The sequence below is a fragment of the Coleofasciculus sp. LEGE 07092 genome, from assembly GCF_015207375.1.
Lineage (GTDB): Bacteria > Cyanobacteriota > Cyanobacteriia > Cyanobacteriales > Coleofasciculaceae > LEGE-07092.
On the sequence record NZ_JADEWY010000080.1, the window covers coordinates 12,176 to 31,843 of the forward strand.

The window sequence follows — 19,668 nt, forward strand, 5'->3', positions numbered from 1 at the left end:
TCCATCACAGTAACAATAAGAAGGCTATCCGATCCGGACGTGAAATACTAGTGCAATTTTGAAATTACCTCTGTTGATGCGAACTCCAAAAAGTTAGAGACGCAGAACTCTGCGTCTCTACTGTATCTCTATCTCTACTGGACTCTACTGGAAACTGTCTGGAACTCTAAGGACGCCTATTTTCAAGGCTGCTTTATCAACTTACTCCTTTAACCGAGCCACCTGTATTCAACTATCCCACTCACCGTTTTGTTTCTTTTCTACTTCTGTGATAACTCAATTTTTGTAAAGATACGGACAAGCCAAGCCGATTCATTATCAAGATTTCAAGAAGACTTAGTACCAAGTTGCGTTCTAAGCCGTAGCTTTGAGAAAGGGAGTTGGGAGCTAGGACGTTTCATCACACCCCACACCCCACACGGGAGAGCTATTATTCTCTGCTCTTAGAGGTTCAAATCTAGGCGAAGGGTATGCTATTTTCTTCTAGTGAAGATAAGTATAGTTCTTTGTAGGCAATCCGGTGAACCAGATAAATTCAGCTCAAGAGGAGCAGATCAAGGAAATAGGGGCGAATTTGCGACAGCTTAGAGAGCAGCAGTTCATCCCGATAGAAGAAATAGCGACTCAAACCTTTATTCCATTGCGGTTGTTGAAAGCATTGGAATCAGGGCAATTAGACCAATTGCCGGAGCCAATTTTTATACAAGGCTTCATTCGTCGCTATGCAGATGTCGTCAGTGAAGATGGCGCGGCTTTAGCCGAAGCATTTTCAACAAATGTACGACGGATCAAACACTGTCCTTCTTCTAGTCAAGAGTCTACTGGCTATCCATCTAGTCCTAAATCAAGCCAACTTTATTTAACCGGTATTTTTGTATTACTGATCACTACAGCAAGTGGACTCTTGTATCTGCTCACCCGACCCCAAAAACCTCAACCTCACCAACCTATTCCAAGCTTCCCAGCGATTGCTAGCACTCCCAAATCGAACCCGTCCCTAACGTCAATCTCTACAGTTTCTGAGACTCCTTCAGCCGTGCAAATCACTGTGAGTCTTAAGGATGAATCCTGGCTACGGGTGGTTGTTGATGGAAATACTGAGTTTGAAGGCACTTTAAAGTCAGGAAATCAGAAAATATGGACTGTAAAAAAAGAGTTAACGATTCGGGCGGGTAATGCCGGGGCTGTCTCAATTTCTTTTAATCAAAAAGAACCCAAAGTTTTAGGATCTATTGGTGATGTTAAGGAGGTGACATTAACTCCAGAAAGTTTGGAGTTCTAAAAAAAGGCTAGTGCAGGCTGGCAGTAATAACTAAGCAGCTAAATATTCCCCCTGCTCCCCGTTAAAGCATCATCGACTTGTTTAAGCAGATGATTTAAGGTTGAAGCGTTATCCAGAACTACATCAGCACGAACAATTTTTTCCGGCATGGGTAGCTGGTTATCAAGGCGGGTTTTGGCTTGTTCTGGGGAGAGGCGATCACGTTCTATCATGCGCTCGATCTGTTGCTCTGGAGAACAGCTAACGACCCAGATTTCTGTTACCAAATTCGTCATTCCCGCTTCAAACAATAACGGCACGACCAAGATTGCTGTGGCAGAATCTATGGTACTGAGTTCAACTTGGAAGCGATCGCGCACGTAAGGATGGATTTGTTGCTCAACCCACTGCCGTTCTGTGGGATAGTTGAAAATAATCTCGCCTAAGCGTTGGCGGTTGAGCGTACCATCAGGCAACCGAACATTCACTCCATACCGTTTAAAAATCTGGTTCAGGATTTGCGAACCTGGCTCTACTGCTTCCCTGGCATAGATATCCGCATCTAGAATAGGGAGCTGGTAGGTGTCAGCCAGATAATTAGAAACGGTTGTTTTACCCGTGCCAATACCACCGGTTAAACCAATAATACGCTTTTTTAGTTCCTTCATTGTGACAGCGACGGAGATGGACTCGGTTCTGGAGGGGGAATATCAGGAACGATCTCGATCGTATCGCCATTGCTAAAGAGGCAAGAGTCGAGTTCCTCATCATCTAAAATAATCTCTCGGTGCGCCCAAGCTGTGCGGTTGTCGGGCAGTTTCACCTCTATCCAGCCCCCTTTTGTCTGCCTGCCCGTGACAGGGAGCTGCATTCGTGAAAAAGAAGTGACTACATTTTCTCGAAAGGAAGCTGGATCGGAACGTACATTGCCGCTAACAATCACTAAGCAACTTTGAGATTCTGACTCGCCAATCGTTTCGGAATCGGTGCCTGCAGGAGAAGGTGTCGAGGCAGGCTCGGGTGAGGATGACACTCTCTCGGCTGAATCTGTGGGAGGTGCAACGGGTGCCAGATTAGAGATGCCCAGGATTAGGGCTAGTGTGGCTAAACCACTGCCAATGCCAACGAACAGCACCGATTTGTAAGGGAATGCAGAAGGTTGTGTATCTTTCAGGTTCGCTGATGAGTTTGTCGTCAGTGGGTTTGTGGGTTGCGCCGTTGGCGTTTGAAGATACCATGACGGTACTGGATTAGGGGTTGGGGGTATCCCGTTCGATTCGCTATTATCCGTTGGTGTTTGTTCGTCAGCCAAATCTGCGGATGCAGCGTGAGGAATGGGTTGGGGGGGTACTTGTTTTTCTCTGGCTGGTACCGTATCACCCGTAGAGATAGTCGATTCTTGGGGTTGGGGCGTTACTGGAGGTGCGATCGCTTTTGTCTGTTGTTGGCTAGAGATAGGGGTAGGTGGAAAGTCTGGGGCAGGTGGAAATGCGGTTGGAGGGGCAATTGCCTTTGCCTGCTGCTGACTAGAAATAGGGGTGGGTGATTCCTGTTCAGATACAGAAGTACTGATTGACGATGGAACAGGTTTTTCCGTCGCTCTTGCGGCTTGAACCGTTGTTTCTATCTGTGCTGCATCCTCATCGGTTAGCCCTAAGGATTGTTTGAGATCCCGTAACTCCTCATACGCTTCGATCGGATAATCTTTGGCAATCGCTGTTGCAAAGGCGTGCTTATATTTCTGCAATTTTTCCTGGTACTCTTGATACGGTTTCAAGACTTCAGCTTCTATAGAAGTACAATCTTGAGCCGTTAAGTGCAAGTTTCGAGCTAAGGTATCCAAACTAGAGCGACCTTCTGAAGCAATTTCTCCACTGGCTGTCCAATATTCTACTTGCTGACGATAGATTTGTTTTGGCTCATTGGTATGCACTCGAGCCAGCAGAATTGTCGGTGTTGCATTGATGCCATATAAACTTGGCGTCAGAGCTGGATGGGCTTTCTTCAGATTACTGCAAGCATAGTTATGCAGTTCCTCAATGGAAATCCAACCATCACCATTTAGATCGGCGGCTCCCGTTTCAATTCCCTCGACTAAGGAACGGGTATAAGCTGAGGGTTGGGAACTCTCCAGCTCCAAAGACTTCTCGGTAGAAATAGCAGAAATGAGAAAGGTTTGTCTTTTATCACCCAGTTGGGTTTTGAGATCTAAAATGTCTTCATCGCCTGCCTTGATCGTGCGAGCTGACACCGTGTTGAAGTGACAATCGAGAACGGCGACTTGCTGGTTGCAGAGACTTTTGCTCATGATGTCCCACACAAAATTCAACGGAATAGCGGTTGCTTTCACCAGTTCTTTTTTGCCATCGTTGCTACTCGGGCGAGTCGCAGTAATGCCCGTTCCCAAATAAATATGCTCCTTGTTATCTTTAACACAATGACCAGAGAAAAATAGTAGCACTAAATCTTTTTCAGTGCGACCCGAAAACAAGGTTTCTATAGCATCTCGCATCACGGGAGGGTTGGGGTTAAGAAGGCTTTGTACCTTATTAAAATCCCCCATACCGGGATGTTGTAAAACTCGCTGCATCGCCTCAACATTCTTAACGGCTTCGGGCAGGGGATGAAACCCATAGCCGTATTCGCTTACCCCAATCAGAAGTGCTGCCTTCACGCTTTGTGCTTCCCTAGGTTTCTACAAGTATTTGTACTATCTATCACTGTCATCCAATCTAAAGGCTCAAGGGGATTCTGCCTCTAATTTCAAGTTAGCTCACTCCCCTGATTTATCGAATGACTGTTTTTGAATACACCCCTGAAATCTATTAGATATTTTCTTCCGTTATATCTGAGAAAAAAGGTAGACACCTACCAAACCATTCAATCTGCTGTGCTTTTTTGCGAAATTATACAAGTCTTTTATTAATCTTAACGATTCGGATGCCCAATTGTCAGCCTTCTTGCCCAGGCTTCAAATTAGGGCAACCTCTTAGATTGGTTGCTATAGCTGCGACTCTAGCCCTCAGCGTTTTTACTCTCACAAAAGTGTAATTAATAAAACTCCAATAATCATCGTTGCTGCGCCAGCAGCTCGTTCTTTAATCCCTCGCTCCTTAAAAATTAAGTATGCCAGCCATACGCTAATTAAGGCACTCATGCGCTTTACAGAAATGACGTGAGCCACTAAAGTGCGATCGATTGCCTGCATTTGAAACAACACAGCCGCACCTTGAAATAATCCAATCGGAACTAAAGAGATTAAATTAGCCGGAATTTGATTTAAATGGCGATGAGATTTATATAGCATGATGGGTAAAATACCTGCCGCGATAAATGAATAGTTGGCAATTGCCCAAAAAGTCGGTGAAGAATTTTGTACACCGATTTTATCAAAGTTGGAAGTAATACTCCAAATAAACGCCACCAACAACATTAGCTGTGCGCCCCTTGCTTCGAGGATAGCTTTGAACGGAGCTAAATAGCCTTTATTTTTTTCTTTAATATTTAAAAGATAGGAGCCTGCCACAATTAAAATCATACCCATTGCATCACTCAAGGTGGGGTATTCTCCTACAATTATAGGAGAGGTAATTAAAAGGAATAAGGGGGTAAAAGTAATTAAAGGAACCGTTATTGATAAATCAGACAACTTCAGTGCTTTGATATACAAAATCATGGAGATGACATTTAAACTCCCTCCAATCATTAAAGCCAACCAGAATGATTCATTGATTGAGGGAATTTCAATAAAGAATAAAAGCGGGAGTAGCAGGGGCAGGCTGAAAATCATTAACGACCAGGAGACAATATAATCATCAATTTTTTTTAACCCATGCTTGCTTGTAACATCTTTGAGGGATTCAAAAACAGCGGTTAATGCCGCCAGAATAAACCAAACCATGGCAAAAATCGATTTTAATTACCTCCTGGTATGTTACCTGCAACTCGGAAATTTGAATCCTGAACTTTAGGAATAATTCCTGTTCAACAGACAAACCCCTAGAGTTTCCCGATAACAGAACTTGTAGAGACGCCAAATTTTACGTCTCTACATTTGTCATCTCATAGTACAAACGGTTCAATGTGGCTACTGCTCCACTGTCGCTTATATCGTTCCGCAATAAACGGTCGGATGACGAACTTAGGGGGACAACCCTCTTGAACATCAACTCGCAAAAACGAGTAGGGTCGTCGCTTTTTTGAGCCATGACCGTGGCGACCAACATAAAGTTTTGATTGGGCGACTAGTCGGCTAGAATTACTATCTGTGAAGCCAATGGACTCCCGGATTTCCGATCCTTCCTGCCGCTGACGGCGGAGACTATGACCGCTGCCACCACAGATGATCCAGGGAATATGAGAGTCAGCGTGTCCTGTATCAACGGTGTGCAAGTATTCTAAGCAGTGAGCGTGACCGGTAAGAATCAGCTCGACGAGGGGACGACCTTGTGACAATGAACCGATACCCTCCGAAACAGCATCAAGTACCTGACGGAGGCGGCGGCGAACTGCCCTAGTCTGGGCTTGCTGCCATTTCGTTGCTTCAGTGACGTAGGGGGGATGATGGAGGTAGATGACCCGTCCGCGTACCTCTTCTGTATGCCAGGAGTCAATTAGCTTTTGTCGCAACCAATCTAGTTGCTCGAAGTCGATAACGGTGTTTTCATCGGATTCAAGTTGTTTTTCGATATCGAGGGTAATTTCTTCGATTTGCTCCATCTTGGCATTTAGGTCATCAAGTTGTTCTGCTTCCTCTGGGTTGTCGGGGTTGAGGTTAGCAGACATTTCCATAATTTGCAGTTTTTCTTGTTCCAGCTTACTCAGGCGCGTTTCTAGCAGGTGGCGAAAGGCTTCTCCTTCGGACGTGTTCGGAATGGGTGAAGGGCTGTTAAAGGTGTTGGAGTCGAGGGCAAAAAAGTCAATTCCGCCGCTGCGAAAGGTGTAGTAGCGGTTGGGAAGTCGAGTAAAGCGTCCGGGTTCATAGCGCAGGCACCGACCAGTATTGGTCTTAGCGGTGTAATGATTATCCAGATGACGCTCTAACTCTCCTGGCAGGTTTAACTTTGTGAGATAGTCGAGAAATGCTTTTGCATAGGCTTTACCTTTATCGGAACCATGCCAACCCACGTTGAGATCGAGTTTAGATTTGAATAAGTGGCGCAGGGGCCACGTCACTTGTGCCATTAGTCCGTAGATCAACGGCAGGTCATAGTAATCATGATTTCCAGGAATGGGCAGAAAGGGGAGTTTAAAGGTCATTTGGTCATAGGCAATGCGATTGGGATGCTCGCCGCCGACTAGGAATTCTCGGTAGGGCTTGATAAAGTTTTGCGGGTAGTATTCGCTCGAACCCACCTGATAAACGACATCGCCCATGTGCAGCACAAAGCGGCTATTGTCACTGTGGGTTAACATCAATTCTGCTAACTGTCGTTGGGGATCGTGCTGTTTGTGAGAACCGAAGCCAGTATCTCCCACGACCATAAATGAAAATTCTGGATTGTCTGCAATACCATCGTCCAAAACTAGGCAGGTTTGATCGATTCCCCGTTCGACAATTGGCGGCTCTTGCCACCGCACCCGCTGCTTCATCTCGCGGATTTTGTCTGCAATCGGTGGCTCGGATACGAAGTCCATAACGGTTTACTCTTTAGATTCCTTATTACTGACCGAACTTACCTGACCCATTCGACTATTTCATCTATCCCAGAAAGGATTACAGGCAAGATGCCTGCACGTTTCATGAGGCATCGGGATTCGGATTTATTGGGAGTCCCCCTTGTCCTGACTTTTCAATGGGTGGAAAAAACCGAGGGCGAGAGGGTGATAAGGGGAAACTTTCCGCTTGTTATGTTGAATTAATTTGTCAGCAGCAGCCGGATTTCTTTTTATTTGAGAATGTAAAAGGATTGTGGAAGACCAAAAAGCACCTTATTTTTTACGATCAGTTGCTGAAGCCTTAGCCATACAATCGTTACCGAAGGAGTTCGCGCTTCCTGCTACGATGTCACTGAGTCATATGTTTAAAACGATTGGGAATGGCGTGCCTTACCTGGCGTCTAGGGGACTGGCGTTAACCATTGCTGAGTTTTTGAGAATAAGAGAAGGTAATGGTACACCCACAGGCTAGTTTGGAACTGCCCCAATTCTAGAACTGACTTACCTTTTAGAGGAAAGATGCGATCGCAATTATAGGGGAAAAACAGCAGCAAACCGGAGGAAACCAAAACAGATCTTACGTTCTGCACACCTATACAGCTAGGCATTATAAAATAACTTTGCTTTCCTGACGAGCTTTCTGAGTCCAAGCCTCATTAACTAATAACTCATTATTAGCCATTGTAAAATCAAATGGATGGGGAGGTTCTGGGACAAAAGAAACAGAACCTTTATTATGAGACTTAATCAAACTGACGATCCAAGTACAAAAGTCTAAAATTTCTTCAGGGAGTAGAGTTAAATCAAAGTGCCAACTCTGATTGAGTCCCCGACAATCTTTGCCCCAAAGTCTTGATTGAACTATCCCAGCCCCTTTATTAACAGATACGCGCAAAATAAAAGGTCGTTTGGGAAGTAATGCATCTGGTGCAGTATAAGCGTAAATACACACGTAATTCATTCGCTGTCTTTCATCGACCCAAGAGGCTGTCGGTAGATTGCCAGTAGAGGGGTTGCGGGTGGTAATCTTTACTGGCACCTTCATCTTTGCGGCAAATCGAGAGTAAAATTCACTCCTGAGGTGAGAGACGGTGCGTATAGCTTCGGGATTCATGGTTACTGCATAAAAATAGATACCTTAAGTCTATTAAATAATTAAATGACAACAATAGCGTAGCACATATGACCTCATGTTGTTAAGCTGTTTTTATATTCAGATGCAACTTGGAAAGAATTATGTATTATTAAATTCTCCGTCTAAAACCAGTTGGTTAAGGACTTGGAGAGCGTAGTGCCAGACTAAATAACCTTGGGGACTCAAGTGTAAACCATCGGTACTCAGCTCGGTTTTGAGATTGCCCTCAGAGTCAGCAAACAGGGAGTAGAGGTCGAGGTAGATCGCACCTTCAGATTGAGCGATCGCTTTTAAGCGCTGGTTGATATCCTGAATGCGATGGTTGGGGATTGCTAGCAAGCGATCGCGTCCTTCCCAGGTTGCCTGTTTGCCACTGTGAGGCAAAATGGATTGCACGACAACCTGAGTTTGAGGATGACTCTGGTGTAAGTAGCGCAGGATCAGCCGTTGATTTGCCAAGATCGTATCGTCTTTTACCCCTCGAATCAGGTCATTGATACCAATCATCACAAAAATAATCTCTGGCTGCGTCTTATCCAACACCTCCAGACGATTGAGCAATCCCTCTGAGGTTTCGCCAGAGATGCCCTGATTGAGCCATTTTTGATTGGGGGGTAGTAGTTCGCTGGGAAACCACAGGCTGATGGAATCCCCTAGCAGTATGGCTAGTTGTGAAGGCTTCTGTTCTGCAATAACGTCTGCCTCTTGCTCCAGCAAACTTACCCACTGCTGGTAATCAAGCTGGTGGCGCGGTCCGAGTTCGGGTGTGGGGATAGGTGTTGCATTCAGAGGACGAGTCGTCGCTACGGACTGGCTGACAGGAAAGGGTATCGACCACGGGGACTGACGAAGGACTGCCCAAGCGATCGCTAGTAGCAGTATCCCATTGGCAGTGAGGGATATTACAGCCCACGCAGGAAAGGTCTTTGAGTGAATAGCCACTTGCTTCGATCCAGCATCTGGTTTGATCAAGAAGAATACAGGAGTTCAGGAGTAACTCCTTATCAATCAGATTTTAGTCCTATCTTCCCAACTTCCTCAAACTATCGCGATTTATGGCATGGATGCGAGATCTCAGTTTAACTGACTTTCACCAGTACAAAGTTATCCTCTTGCTTCGCTTCAAATTGGTCTAAAGGCTTGCTTGCAGGTCCTTCAATCACCTCACCATCAAAACTAAATTTTGACCCATGGCAGGGACAGGCTAAGTCCTTAGCATCAGCCTTGAATTCCACCGTACAACCTTGGTGAGTACAGGTAGGATTTACCGCCGCAATCGTATTAGTGTCTGGATTGCGGAAAACTAGAACAGGTTTAGCCGCACTAGTCTTATCTAAAATTTTACCCTCTTGATCTAACTGCTCAACGCTACCTAGGGCTTGAAAGCCATCCTCTCGCACCGATTTATCAATTTCTGAACTTGTTTGTTCCCCTTGGGGTTCTTCTGTATTGGAAGTATCTGAATTACAAGCCGCCAGTACAACGGACAAATTGCTTGCCAAGACACCAACACTAACCCAACCTAAAAATTTACGACGCTCCATCTTTAACTTTACCCCTTAATCTATATATCTCAAGATTGTTGCACTGGAACTTCAGAAGCGCCAGCTTTTGGGTCAAGCGATACCGTTTGTTTAGAGGGAAACCAACCCTTATGGCGACTTGTTACAGCGAGGACAAAGAGTAAATCTGCACCCACCAGACTGCTAACCATTAACTCCGACCCTCCTGTACTAAAGCCATAACTATGCAACCCCGTTCCTAACACAAAATTTACGCCATACCAAGCCATTAAAACGGCATTAAATGAGACAACGCTGGTAACTGCCATACCAAAGTCCCCTAACCAACCGACCAAACGACCATGGAGCGGTACGATGTAACACATAAGTGCAATTAACGCCCACGTTTCTTTCGGGTCCCATCCCCAAAAACGACCCCAGGAAAAATGTGCCCAAATACCACCGAGAATAATTCCTGTGGTTAATAATAAAACTCCCACTTGCAATACCCCATAATTCCATTTAGAGAGACTGTGAAGGTGTTTTTGCTTGTGAGGGAAAAAGAGGTAATGCCCGAGAATAATATGACCCAATCCCAACGCTAAAGCAAAGCTAGCGTAACTTAAGGTAATCGTCGGAACATGAACACTCAACCAGAAGTTATCGCGCAAAACGGGAACTAGGGGTTTAATGCTGGGATCGAGAACAGCCGGTAAACTATCGGCTAAAACCAGACAAAGAACCGATAACGGTGCTGCCGCTAAGAGATAGTATTTGGCACGATAAATTAATTCAAACAAAAGCGCGATCGCACTAATACCAAATCCTACCCAAATCACCGACTCATACATATTCGTAACTGGAGGACGACCTGCAATCTGCATCCGTTCGATAAACCCATAGCCATGGAGTAAAAGACTACTGGTAAAAATGCCAACACTTCCCCAGTAGAAATTGTCGGAGTTGAAGAGCAAGACAAGTAGCATAGCACAGAATGCGATCGCATACACCACCCACGCCTTACCAAAAGGATGTAACTGATAGAAACTCACTTCTCGGTTTAAAACAGCAGTATCTGGATAAACCCTAGAACTAAGGGCAGCTAACTTTTGCTGTAACCCTTTTGCTATCTCTGCCAATGCTACATCATGGGTTGGACTAGAGAGATAAACGGCTTTCATACTCTCATAATCTGCCAATAAAGGCGCAACTTGTCCCGGTTCGTAATACTGTTTTGCTTCAGACAGTCCGACCCATTTCCCTTTACTATCAGTCGGATGGGGAACGAGGGGGAGTGTTTTGGTTCCTACCGTTTCCAGCATCAATGCGAGTCTATCTTCAATCGTTAACGCTTCCCGTTCATCTCTTGTTAACTCACTATCATCTGCTTGCTTTTGCCGTGCTTGTAAAATAATGGAACTGAGTTGGGAACCTATCAACTCTTGAAAGGTAAAATACTTCTGTTTTGGGTTAAGTCCAATCTGTTCTTTTAAAGGACGGTAATTTAAGAAAATAAAAGGTTCTTGATTCCAGTCGCGATTATTAAACCAAAGAGAGAGGTAGGTTTGCAGATAATTTAGGGTTTCTCCATTTTCCGTGCGGTAATGAGTACGACCGTGAATTTGGACTACCGTTTCTCGTGCTACAGTATCTAAGGGCTTTTTTCGACCTTCTAATTGAACCGCTAGGGTTTGTAATGGTTCTAAGGATGAAGTTTGAAATGAGTTGAAAGGAATGACGAGGATAAGGAGTCCCAAGGAAAGTCCGATGAGAAATTTTAGTAATTTCATAGTTAAACTGTACTTCTAAAAAGTTGTCTGGCTTTTATCGGGATTGATTTAACGACTAACAACTAATTCTTGAGTTTCAGTTGCTGTTGGTTGTAGGGTTTCAGATTCAGACTGCTGTTGATTATCTCGACGGTGATAACCTAATTTTTTAACAATAGCTGACCCGTAAAACATTACCCCAATTCCCAAAATAACCAGTGCCGAACCTATCCACGTTAACGCTGTTACCCAAGCAGGTTCTCGCTTCACTTGCAACGTTGACTGTTTCAAGTCTCCGGGATTCCAAGAGGCTTGAGCAATTTTCCACCCCTGATACCAAGTGGGATGATTCATCCAAACATTCCGATACTTAACTACACTATTATGAGAGTCATTAATCCTAATTTTGCTTGTCCACATGGCAACCGAGTCTGACCCTTCATTGCGTTCAACAATAAAATCTTCGAGTTTAATGGCAAAGGGTAATTCTAATATTTTAGGACTAAACGCCGCTAAACTATCACCAGTAGTTTCAGCAATAGTTGTAGGTTCTCCCCAAGGCAGCCAAGTTTCTGTTCCTGCTGCTGTTTTAACCAATAATGCCGGATTTTCTGGAACTGTTGAGTCAGAGACAGGGACAACTTCGCGGTTCAGGTTAGCATGGGGAATAAACTCTTCTACAGTAATTTTAAAATCAGCCCAACCGGGACTTATTGCTTGACCGATTGCTAATGTTCCCGATTTAAACCCCTTAGAGGATTTGGCTGTATAATACAACTCTCCCTCATCAGTTACAATCACCTGGAAATAATCTTCTGATTTTCGAGGCTTAATTTTATAGCTTATTGCAAGTTCTTCTATTGCTTCTCCAGAAACTACGGTGCGAATCGGCTCAAAATTATCCCGCCCAAACAGAAACCAGCGTTCAAGTCCTGATTCTGAAGAGACTTCTAATTGCACCGCTGGATTGTTTAAGGTTTGGGATAGGGTTGTGGGTTGATTATTGGCATCGAGTCGGAAATCGGGAAAAAAGCTGACTACCTTAATCTGGAAATTTTCACCCAGTTGAATCAATTGGTTAAGAGTTTTCTCTACATCTAGGTTTTTAATTCCGTTATTAGATTTAACTTGGATAATTCCCCAAGGGTTATAGTTTTCTGCTAGTGGAGGAGATAATAGCTTTTGCAGTTCAGATTGGCTATCTACCTGAATTATTTCTAACTCAGCAATACCCAATGGTATTTGCCGATAAGCCACAGGCGCAATAGCGAGAAATCGTTCCAGTCTTTGTCCCATCCGCTCACTGGTTAAACTCAACCGCACCGCTGGATTCTCAACGGTTGCCCCTTCAGAAAACCTAACCGTTTTAATCGTATTTTCGCTATAATCCAATAAAGAAAGTCCAGCAAAGGATTGAGGAGTCACTGAACCGTCGGGTTTTACAAACACATTTGCCTGCTGTAAAGTTCCCCCCGGTTGCATCACTTCCAATAATTCCCCCTCGACCCGAATCTGATTATTTGCACTGCTATCGGTTCGCACTAGTAACATTCCCTCAACCCCTAAGTGAATGACTGCCGCAGACCCAGCTATAATTACGATTAAACCGAGATGGGTTAGAGCAAAGCCAATTTTGCGAGTACTCCGCCAGGGATAGCGAGATAATGCTGAAACCCCTAGATTAAGGGCGAGTAAAAGCATTAACGCGCCAAACCAGGGACTTTTATAAATCTCTTGTTGTACGGTTGTTGAGCCCACTTGAGATTCATAAAAGGTTGCCCCGATTAAGACAATGATAATGATACTCAATACAGGAACGGCAAGTTTAATGGAGCCGAGGAATCGAACAATAGGGTTAGACCACATATTAAGCCATGAGAAACTGGGTTTAATCGCAAAATCAGGAAGTCAGACGTTAGACCAGCAAAGCATAAATTTACTAATCTTTCAAAAAATATGAACGTCTTAGCAATGATGACTCTCATCGGTTAAGTTGAACTACTGCCAACGGACTTAGCTCTCTTCCAAGCTAAGTTTTTGAGCGTATTGTTTTGTATTCAAAGTTGCAAAAATTACTTATTTATGCGAATTAAGCATTAAATAAATGTAAAGAACTCATGAAAACAGCAATACTAGCACGCTGCGCCCCTAGCATTTGGAAGAGGAACTCTTGGGTGAGGGGAAACAGGTCTGACTGCACACACTTGCACCTCATTAGCAGTCCACGGCAATCGCTCTTCCACTGAGTAGTAGGAGTTGCAGGCTGCCGTATGATTTGGAACATCAGTGTTATAATTAAATATGACTACAATAGCGTATGAATAGGTGGGTATTGAGCCTTAAGTCGATTTTGTTTGATAACTTGCACCTTTGTCGATAAGCCCGAAAATCCGCCCTGAGTTCAAACTCCGGGCTAATAGCTCAAGTCCATTGAAATGGACTGAAAGTCTTGTAGAGTCAGTATTTAGTCCTCATAGCGAGGTTATTCCGTACTTAGTGTGCTAATTTAATCTGAAATTTCCTTGAAAACTTTGTGCAGTAAGGTTTTTAGCATCATCTAAGCTAAATTTGTCCATAAAGCACATATTGAGCGCATTGAAATCACATACAACCAGGTTCAGACACGAAGCTTATTGATAATTTTGCACACTAAGTACGGAAGAGCCGAGATTTGGCGGAGAGTTCTTGTTAGATATCTCTAGCTTTCTTCGCGCTTGGCTTCGCTACAGCAGGTTTTTGGTCAATTTTTAAAACTTACTTTACTTTTTAAGCACATCTCTATCTAAATAGTCAGGAATTCTGCGAATAAAAGTGGTGTAATGAAGGTTACAGGATTACTGTAACGATTCCTTTATTTTTATTTCTGACCCAATCAATCAAACTAAAGAAACTTTAGGATAATAACTAAAAAATAATAGTAATTTTATAAAATGTTTAGACCTCCGAACTACTACAATCGCTCACTCAATTGTCAAAACATGTATTCTCTAAACTTAATTTATCACGATGCACTTAAAATGCTGACAATCAAAACTTTTGTTCAAACTCTCAACGCTTTTCATTGGAGTACTGATTACAAGGAGTTCTGTCAAGTCTTAAACCTTGATGAGGGACAGTACAGCTTGGAGAAATACAAGCATTTTGAAAATCTGTGCAAAGCTCTGAACGAGTTTGATAGCGAGTCACTAGCCAAACTTATTGAGGCTGGAACTATAGCTGAACGGACTGTTACTAAAACTTATTCAAATTAGGGTTTGCGCTCATGGTTAAATCGCTACTTTATTTCCCAATGGGTAAAGTCTAATTTTTATGACTACAGCAGCGAAGGGTAACGAATTTTAATCGCCATAAGCACTTCCAACAACTTTCCCACGAAACACAACATATTGGTAGATGTTGTAGAACAACATGATGGGAATTAAAAACCCCACAAAGATGATCATAAACACCAACGCACTGGGGGCAGCCGCTGCCTGATAGATTGTAATTTGCATCGGAATAATGTAAGGAAATACAATCAAGCCTAATCCGATGAACGTTAGTAAGAAAATCAGAATCGTCCAGATAAAAGGAGTACGTTCCTCCTGTCGATTCAGGCTTCGCAACAGTAACCCAATCAGCAGTACACCGAGTATAGGAATGACGGCAAAGATATAAACCAAGGGAGGGCTAAAGAGGCGAGTTCGCACCGCTTCATAGAATATAGGGGTAGCAATTGTGATTAAAATTGCGCCAACAAACGTGGTTATAGCGGCAAGTTTAGCGGTGCGAAAATGAGTTTTTTGCAGTTCTCCTTCAGTTTTCAAAATTAAGTAAGTAGAACCGATCAGAACGTATCCTTGAATCAGGGTAAGTGCCACTAAAATCGATCGCCAATCCAGCCAGTCCCAAGTTGAACCAATAAAATGACCGGCTTCATCGACGGCAATGCCTTCAATCACGCTACCGAGAGCAAATCCCTGTCCTAGTGCTGCAATAAAACTTCCAGCACCAAAGGCAACATTCCAAAACACTTTACGCTCGGAATGTTCCCGAAATTCAAAGGCTACCGCTCGGAAAATTAGCCCAAAAATCATCATAAAAATGGGGATATACAAGGCACTGAGAATCGTTCCATAGGCTAGGGGAAACGCGCCAAACAATGCCCCACCCATAACAACTAACCAGGTTTCATTGGCATCCCAAATATTTCCCAAACTGGTCATTAAAATACTGCGTCGTTCTTCATCTGAGCTGGTAAGCGATAGGATGCCAACACCCAGATCAAACCCATCTAACATGACGTATAAGAATAGAAACAACGCCAAAATGACAAACCAAACCTGGGGAAGAAAATGTAATAACGCTTCCATGCCATCTCCTTACTGTTGCGCTTCCACTGGACGTTGATCCCGAACAAATTCTGCGGGTGTCGTATCTACAGCCGGTTGATCATCTAGTCCTGGTACGGGTAATTTTAAGTTTGGACCTTTGCGGATAATTCGACTGCCAAAGTACAGCGTTGCGATAAAGAGAATGCTGTAAATCACGGCAAAGGCTGTCAGAGAAGTAAGGACATTACTCGCTGGAATGTGAGATGCAGCATCAGCCGTGCGAATTTGCCCATAGAGCGTCCAGGGTTGCCGTCCCACACAGCGTACAATCCAACCGGCTTCAACAGCAATGTAGCCCAAGGGTGCAGCAAAAATCCAGGTTCGCAGCAGCCACTTTTGTTGAGCAATTTTTTCCGGGGAGAAGTTGCCCAACAGCCATTGCAATACACTCCATAGCATCAGTCCTGCCAAAAAGAAGCCAATCCCGCTCATAATTCGGAAGGAATAGTAGATTAGCCCTACCATGCGGGGACGATCTTCTGGTTTCCATTCCTTTAAACCTAAAACGGGTTCAGAGAGATTCTGTTTAAATTCCAGAATGTATCCCAACCCATTCGGAATCGTGATTTCCCAATTGTTTTTTTCCTTGGTTTCGTTGGGTAAAGCCAGTAAACTCCAATCCGCAGGTTGTCCAGCCGGTGTGGTGTCCCACTTGGCTTCCATCGCGGCTAGTTTTGTGGGTTGGTGATGATAAACTTGTTCGGCACTGAGATGACCGATGTAGAGTTGTAGGGGAGTAACAGCGATCGCCGCCGCTAATACAATTTTTAGCGATCGCGTAAAAAAGGCTTGATGGCGTCCTTGCAGAATATACCAAGCGCTAATACCACCAATCACAAACAGTGAGGTTTCCAGGGTGGCAAAGAACATATGGGACACGCTTTTCACCATGAAGGGATTTAAGATTGCCTGGAAGTAGTCACTGACGACAAATTTGCCGTTAACCATTTCCCCCCCAGTGGGAGATTGCAGCCAGGAATTCGCCACCAAAATCCAGAAGGTAGAGAGATTCGCACCAAAGGCAACCATGATGGTAGCTAGGTAGTGAATCCCTGGATGCACTCGTTCCCAGCCAAACAGCATAATGCCTAAAAATCCAGCTTCCAGCATGAAAGCCATCGCCCCTTCAAAACCCAGAATGCTGCCGAAGAAGTCCCCTACAGCTTCCGAGAAGGGTGCCCAATTCGTGCCAAACTGGAATTCCATCGGTAGTCCCGATGCCACGCCAATGCCAAAGTTGAGGACATAGAGTTTTGACCAAAAACGAGCATGGTAGTAGTAATCCCGATTGTGTGTCTTGAGCCACAATCCTTCCACAATCACCAGATAAATTGCCATACCTGTAGTCAAAACAGGCCACAGCATATGGAAGATAGCCGTCAGTGCAAATTGCATCCGGGACAGTGCGACTGTATTCGACAGAATTTCGATCATTCCCTTTTCCTGCTTAGTGTCTCAGTGTAACTACCAATGAGATACCCTATAGTCTAAACTGCTGTGATATAAGCGAGGGTGGAGTGGGAAGGTGTACTATGTCAACCTCAGATCGGAACAATCAACAGCCAGCGCTCGAATCGGGTGATCGCGGTATCTTAGTTAACCAGACGCAACAAACCTATAGCAACAGGCTTACACGCCTCCTCCAACATAGCAAGTTGTTGATGGCACTGGTAGAACCCAGTAACTTCACTCTGCAATATGCCAATGATTCCTTCTGTCGCTTAATCGGTACTGCTGCTGCCAACTTGCACAACCAAGGAATTCGTCTGTGCGATCTATTTCTAGACTTTGATGAAGCAGCACAAGAGCGGTTGTATCGCCGTCATGTACTGGCGCTGGTTTTGCGAGATATCTATCAGCTTGACTGTACCCACTGGCGTTTCTTGGATGAGCCAACGTTGGTGTTCCTCAACAGTACCCTGAGTCCGGAACCGCGCTGCATTCAGTTTTGGTTGCGTTCGGAGCATCTCAAAGTTGAGCGTATCGATCCTCAACTGGATGAATTTGCAGATTTGAAATTGTCGCAGTTGTCGGCTGAGGAACTCATACCCCAACCCCTCTGGGAAGAGCGACTGCAATTAGACAATTATCGAATTAAAGGTCAGTTACTCTGGGAAGGATTGGATGTTACCGATCAGGAAATTATCCGACGCCTGATCGGAATGCTGATCGAAAACGACTCCTTGCTGCGTTCGGAGAAGTTTCGGCTGTTCAATGAACAAATGCGATCGCTCTTTCGTGCTGATAATATCCTGCTGTTGAGAGTCAAGCGTCAAGAGGTGAAACTGTTCACCTGCCAAGAAGATCAGGTTATGCAGACTCAAGAGTATGGGATTGAGTCTCTAAAAGACTCCCACTTTTTGCGGGCAGCACGCGCCAATCGCGTCTGGAGAGTGTCTAAATTAGAAACCGATTGTCAGACTGACTTTGAGAAGACACTCTGCAATCAAGGAGTGCGTTCTTTATTGGTGATTCCGCTAATAGCTGCTACCTCAGAAGGAGATACCTCCCTCAAACAGCTTATGGGAATCGTTGCACTGACAAGCAAGCATCCCAACAACTTCGATCAACTAGATGTCAGTAATGCTTCAGGGTTAATCCCTGCCTTAAGTTCTGCCGTGTGTCAGTCAGCTCAGGGGCAATTCAGTCACATCCACCCTTCGGTAGAATGGCGCTTTTTAGAAGAGGCGGAACGCCGCAGTTGGGGATTGCCACCGGAACCGATTGTGTTTGCCAATGTCTATCCGATGTACGGTATCTCGGATATTCGAGGTTCTTCAGAAGAACGCAATCGGGCAATTCAACGGGATTTACTCGCGCAATTCGATCTAGGTGTTGCCGTGGTAGATGCTGTTTGTCAGAATCGGGAATTTCCCTTCTTACAGCAGTTGCGGCAGGATTTACTGGCGTATAGTGAGCGCTTGCGCAAAGGGGTGATGGTAGATGCAGAAGTCACGGCGGTGCAATATTTGAGAACGAGTTTAGAGGTGTACTTTGATTGTTTTCGCGAATGCGGTGCGGCAGCAGCAGAAGCTGTAAACGCTTACGAGCAGGCTTGTGATAATGAACATCGCTGTGTTTATACGGCACGCGATCGCTATGATCGCATGATTCATGAAATTAACAATGTGTTGCGAGAAACCTGGGAACGCTGGCAAGCACGTATGCAGAAGGTTGTGCCTCACTACTGCGATCTCGAGCTGACGGATGGCATGGATCATATGCTCTATGCGGGTGCTTCAATCAACTCGCAATTTACCTTGTTCCACCTCCATTGCCTACGCTATGAACAGCTACGGGCAATTTGTGACTGTGCTAGGAGCTGTTTCCGATTACGCGATCGCTTTGAGACTCCCCTACAAGTTACCCATCTAATACTGATACAGGATACCACCGTCGATATTTTCCACGACGAACAAACCGATAAACTCTTTGATCTGCGAGGTAGTACCCGCGACACCCGCTATGAAATTGTCAAAAAGCGTATTGACAAGGCAGTGGAGAGTCACGCTCAAGTGCGAATCACCCAACCGGGAATGCTGACTCTGGTTTATTCGACGCCGGAAGAGCTGGCAGAATACCAACAGTATTTGCGCTATCTAGCTCGTGAAGGTTGGGTGGATACTCAAATTCACACCAGTACTGTCGAACCACTTCAAGGTATCACGGGGTTGAAATTTGCCCGCGTTCGTATTTTACCTGCACCGGAGGAGGCGAAAGAGGCTGCTACTGAATCAGCTATCCTCATCAGTCCGGTTGAGGAATTAGGCAATCAACAAGTCAGCGAAGGTAACGGTGAGGGTAAAAGCTGAATTTGACTAGGGCAGTAGAGACGTTATATATCCCTCTTCTGTCACTTTCCGAGTATTCTGAATAAAGGGATTAAAAGAAAAAACTCTGGAAGCTAAGTAGGACAATGGATGTAGAATTACAAATTCTGAAACATTTGGCAAGAGACGCCCATCAAACC

At 44.6% G+C, this 19,668-nt stretch carries 15 protein-coding genes and 1 pseudogene; 5 read left to right on the top strand and 11 right to left on the bottom strand.

Annotated features, from left to right (window positions below):
* Window positions 1-520 precede the first annotated feature (520 nt).
* Window positions 521-1,282 (top strand): helix-turn-helix domain-containing protein, encoded by a 762-nt coding sequence (locus tag IQ257_RS18730; protein ID WP_193875312.1) that lies wholly within the window; start codon window positions 521-523, stop codon window positions 1,280-1,282.
* Between the two features lie 38 nt (window positions 1,283-1,320).
* Here the strand turns inward: IQ257_RS18730 and coaE are convergent, their stop codons facing one another.
* The 4 genes from coaE to IQ257_RS18750 all read right to left on the bottom strand — a co-directional run bounded on the left by coaE (window position 1,321) and on the right by IQ257_RS18750 (window position 6,898).
* Window positions 1,321-1,929 carry a dephospho-CoA kinase gene (coaE, locus tag IQ257_RS18735; protein ID WP_193875313.1) on the bottom strand — a complete coding sequence of 203 codons (609 nt, stop codon included), beginning with the start codon at window positions 1,927-1,929 and terminating at the stop codon, window positions 1,321-1,323.
* A complete protein-coding gene (locus IQ257_RS18740) occupies window positions 1,926-3,935 on the bottom strand; it encodes a caspase family protein (protein WP_193875315.1) in 2,010 nt (669 codons plus the stop codon). Before IQ257_RS18740 ends, coaE begins: the two co-directional genes overlap by 4 nt.
* A 363-nt stretch (window positions 3,936-4,298) precedes the next feature.
* Window positions 4,299-5,162 (bottom strand): EamA family transporter, encoded by an 864-nt coding sequence (locus IQ257_RS18745; protein WP_193875317.1) that lies wholly within the window; start codon window positions 5,160-5,162, stop codon window positions 4,299-4,301.
* Window positions 5,163-5,323: 161 nt separating this feature from the next.
* A complete protein-coding gene (locus tag IQ257_RS18750) occupies window positions 5,324-6,898 on the bottom strand; it encodes a metallophosphoesterase family protein (protein ID WP_193875319.1) in 1,575 nt (524 codons plus the stop codon).
* A gap of 122 nt (window positions 6,899-7,020) precedes the next feature.
* On the opposite strand from IQ257_RS18750, the pseudogene IQ257_RS31585 reads away from it, so the two are divergent.
* Window positions 7,021-7,212: pseudogene (locus tag IQ257_RS31585) on the top strand (DNA cytosine methyltransferase); the annotation flags it as partial.
* Window positions 7,173-7,391, top strand: coding sequence for a hypothetical protein (locus IQ257_RS30190; RefSeq protein ID WP_228060830.1), 219 nt, complete (start codon window positions 7,173-7,175; stop codon window positions 7,389-7,391). The pseudogene IQ257_RS31585 and the gene IQ257_RS30190, both read left to right, overlap by 40 nt.
* A 135-nt stretch (window positions 7,392-7,526) precedes the next feature.
* On the opposite strand, the gene IQ257_RS18760 is transcribed toward IQ257_RS30190, so the two are convergent.
* The 5 genes from IQ257_RS18760 to IQ257_RS18780 form a co-directional block, all read right to left on the bottom strand.
* Window positions 7,527-8,033 (bottom strand): hypothetical protein, encoded by a 507-nt coding sequence (locus IQ257_RS18760; protein WP_193875321.1) that lies wholly within the window; start codon window positions 8,031-8,033, stop codon window positions 7,527-7,529.
* A gap of 120 nt (window positions 8,034-8,153) precedes the next feature.
* On the bottom strand, window positions 8,154-8,996 hold the full coding sequence (locus tag IQ257_RS18765; RefSeq protein ID WP_193875323.1) for a GDSL-type esterase/lipase family protein: 843 nt from the start codon (window positions 8,994-8,996) through the stop codon (window positions 8,154-8,156).
* 137 nt (window positions 8,997-9,133) lie between these two features.
* Entirely contained in the window at window positions 9,134-9,598 is a 465-nt protein-coding gene (locus tag IQ257_RS18770; RefSeq protein ID WP_193875325.1) for a ubiquinol-cytochrome c reductase iron-sulfur subunit, read from the bottom strand.
* A gap of 29 nt (window positions 9,599-9,627) precedes the next feature.
* Window positions 9,628-11,346: a cytochrome c biogenesis protein gene (locus IQ257_RS18775; protein ID WP_193875327.1), complete on the bottom strand. Its 1,719-nt coding sequence runs from the start codon at window positions 11,344-11,346 to the stop codon at window positions 9,628-9,630.
* A gap of 48 nt (window positions 11,347-11,394) precedes the next feature.
* Entirely contained in the window at window positions 11,395-13,191 is a 1,797-nt protein-coding gene (locus IQ257_RS18780) for a cytochrome c biogenesis protein ResB (protein ID WP_193875329.1), read from the bottom strand.
* Between the two features lie 1,151 nt (window positions 13,192-14,342).
* Here IQ257_RS18780 and IQ257_RS18785 point away from each other — a divergent pair.
* Window positions 14,343-14,576 (top strand): hypothetical protein, encoded by a 234-nt coding sequence (locus IQ257_RS18785; RefSeq protein WP_193875331.1) that lies wholly within the window; start codon window positions 14,343-14,345, stop codon window positions 14,574-14,576.
* A gap of 87 nt (window positions 14,577-14,663) precedes the next feature.
* On the opposite strand, the gene cydB is transcribed toward IQ257_RS18785, so the two are convergent.
* Together cydB and IQ257_RS18795 are read right to left on the bottom strand one after the other, a co-directional pair.
* The gene (gene cydB / locus IQ257_RS18790; RefSeq protein ID WP_193875333.1) at window positions 14,664-15,677 is read right to left on the bottom strand and encodes a cytochrome d ubiquinol oxidase subunit II; all 1,014 of its coding nucleotides are present in this window, start codon (window positions 15,675-15,677) and stop codon (window positions 14,664-14,666) included.
* Window positions 15,678-15,686: 9 nt separating this feature from the next.
* Complete coding sequence (locus tag IQ257_RS18795) at window positions 15,687-17,129, bottom strand: cytochrome ubiquinol oxidase subunit I (RefSeq protein ID WP_193875339.1); 1,443 nt, start codon at window positions 17,127-17,129, stop codon at window positions 15,687-15,689.
* Window positions 17,130-17,230: 101 nt separating this feature from the next.
* On the opposite strand from IQ257_RS18795, the gene IQ257_RS18800 reads away from it, so the two are divergent.
* Window positions 17,231-19,510, top strand: a complete 2,280-nt coding sequence (locus tag IQ257_RS18800) for a GAF domain-containing protein (protein WP_193875335.1) — start codon at window positions 17,231-17,233, stop codon at window positions 19,508-19,510.
* Window positions 19,511-19,668 lie beyond the last annotated feature (158 nt).

Bases quoted from the DNA above. Each gene is read 5' to 3' on its own strand.
- IQ257_RS18800 (WP_193875335.1), top strand. From the start codon at position 17,231: ATGTCAACCTCAGATCGGAACAATCAACAGCCAGCGCTCGAATCGGGT.
- IQ257_RS18770 (WP_193875325.1), bottom strand. From the start codon at position 9,598: ATGGAGCGTCGTAAATTTTTAGGTTGGGTTAGTGTTGGTGTCTTGGCA.
- IQ257_RS18780 (WP_193875329.1), bottom strand. From the start codon at position 13,191: ATGTGGTCTAACCCTATTGTTCGATTCCTCGGCTCCATTAAACTTGCC.
- coaE (WP_193875313.1), bottom strand. From the start codon at position 1,929: ATGAAGGAACTAAAAAAGCGTATTATTGGTTTAACCGGTGGTATTGGC.
- IQ257_RS18750 (WP_193875319.1), bottom strand. From the start codon at position 6,898: ATGGACTTCGTATCCGAGCCACCGATTGCAGACAAAATCCGCGAGATG.
- IQ257_RS18760 (WP_193875321.1), bottom strand. From the start codon at position 8,033: ATGAATCCCGAAGCTATACGCACCGTCTCTCACCTCAGGAGTGAATTT.
- IQ257_RS18775 (WP_193875327.1), bottom strand. From the start codon at position 11,346: ATGAAATTACTAAAATTTCTCATCGGACTTTCCTTGGGACTCCTTATC.
- cydB (WP_193875333.1), bottom strand. From the start codon at position 15,677: ATGGAAGCGTTATTACATTTTCTTCCCCAGGTTTGGTTTGTCATTTTG.
- IQ257_RS18745 (WP_193875317.1), bottom strand. From the start codon at position 5,162: ATGGTTTGGTTTATTCTGGCGGCATTAACCGCTGTTTTTGAATCCCTC.
- IQ257_RS18785 (WP_193875331.1), top strand. From the start codon at position 14,343: ATGCTGACAATCAAAACTTTTGTTCAAACTCTCAACGCTTTTCATTGG.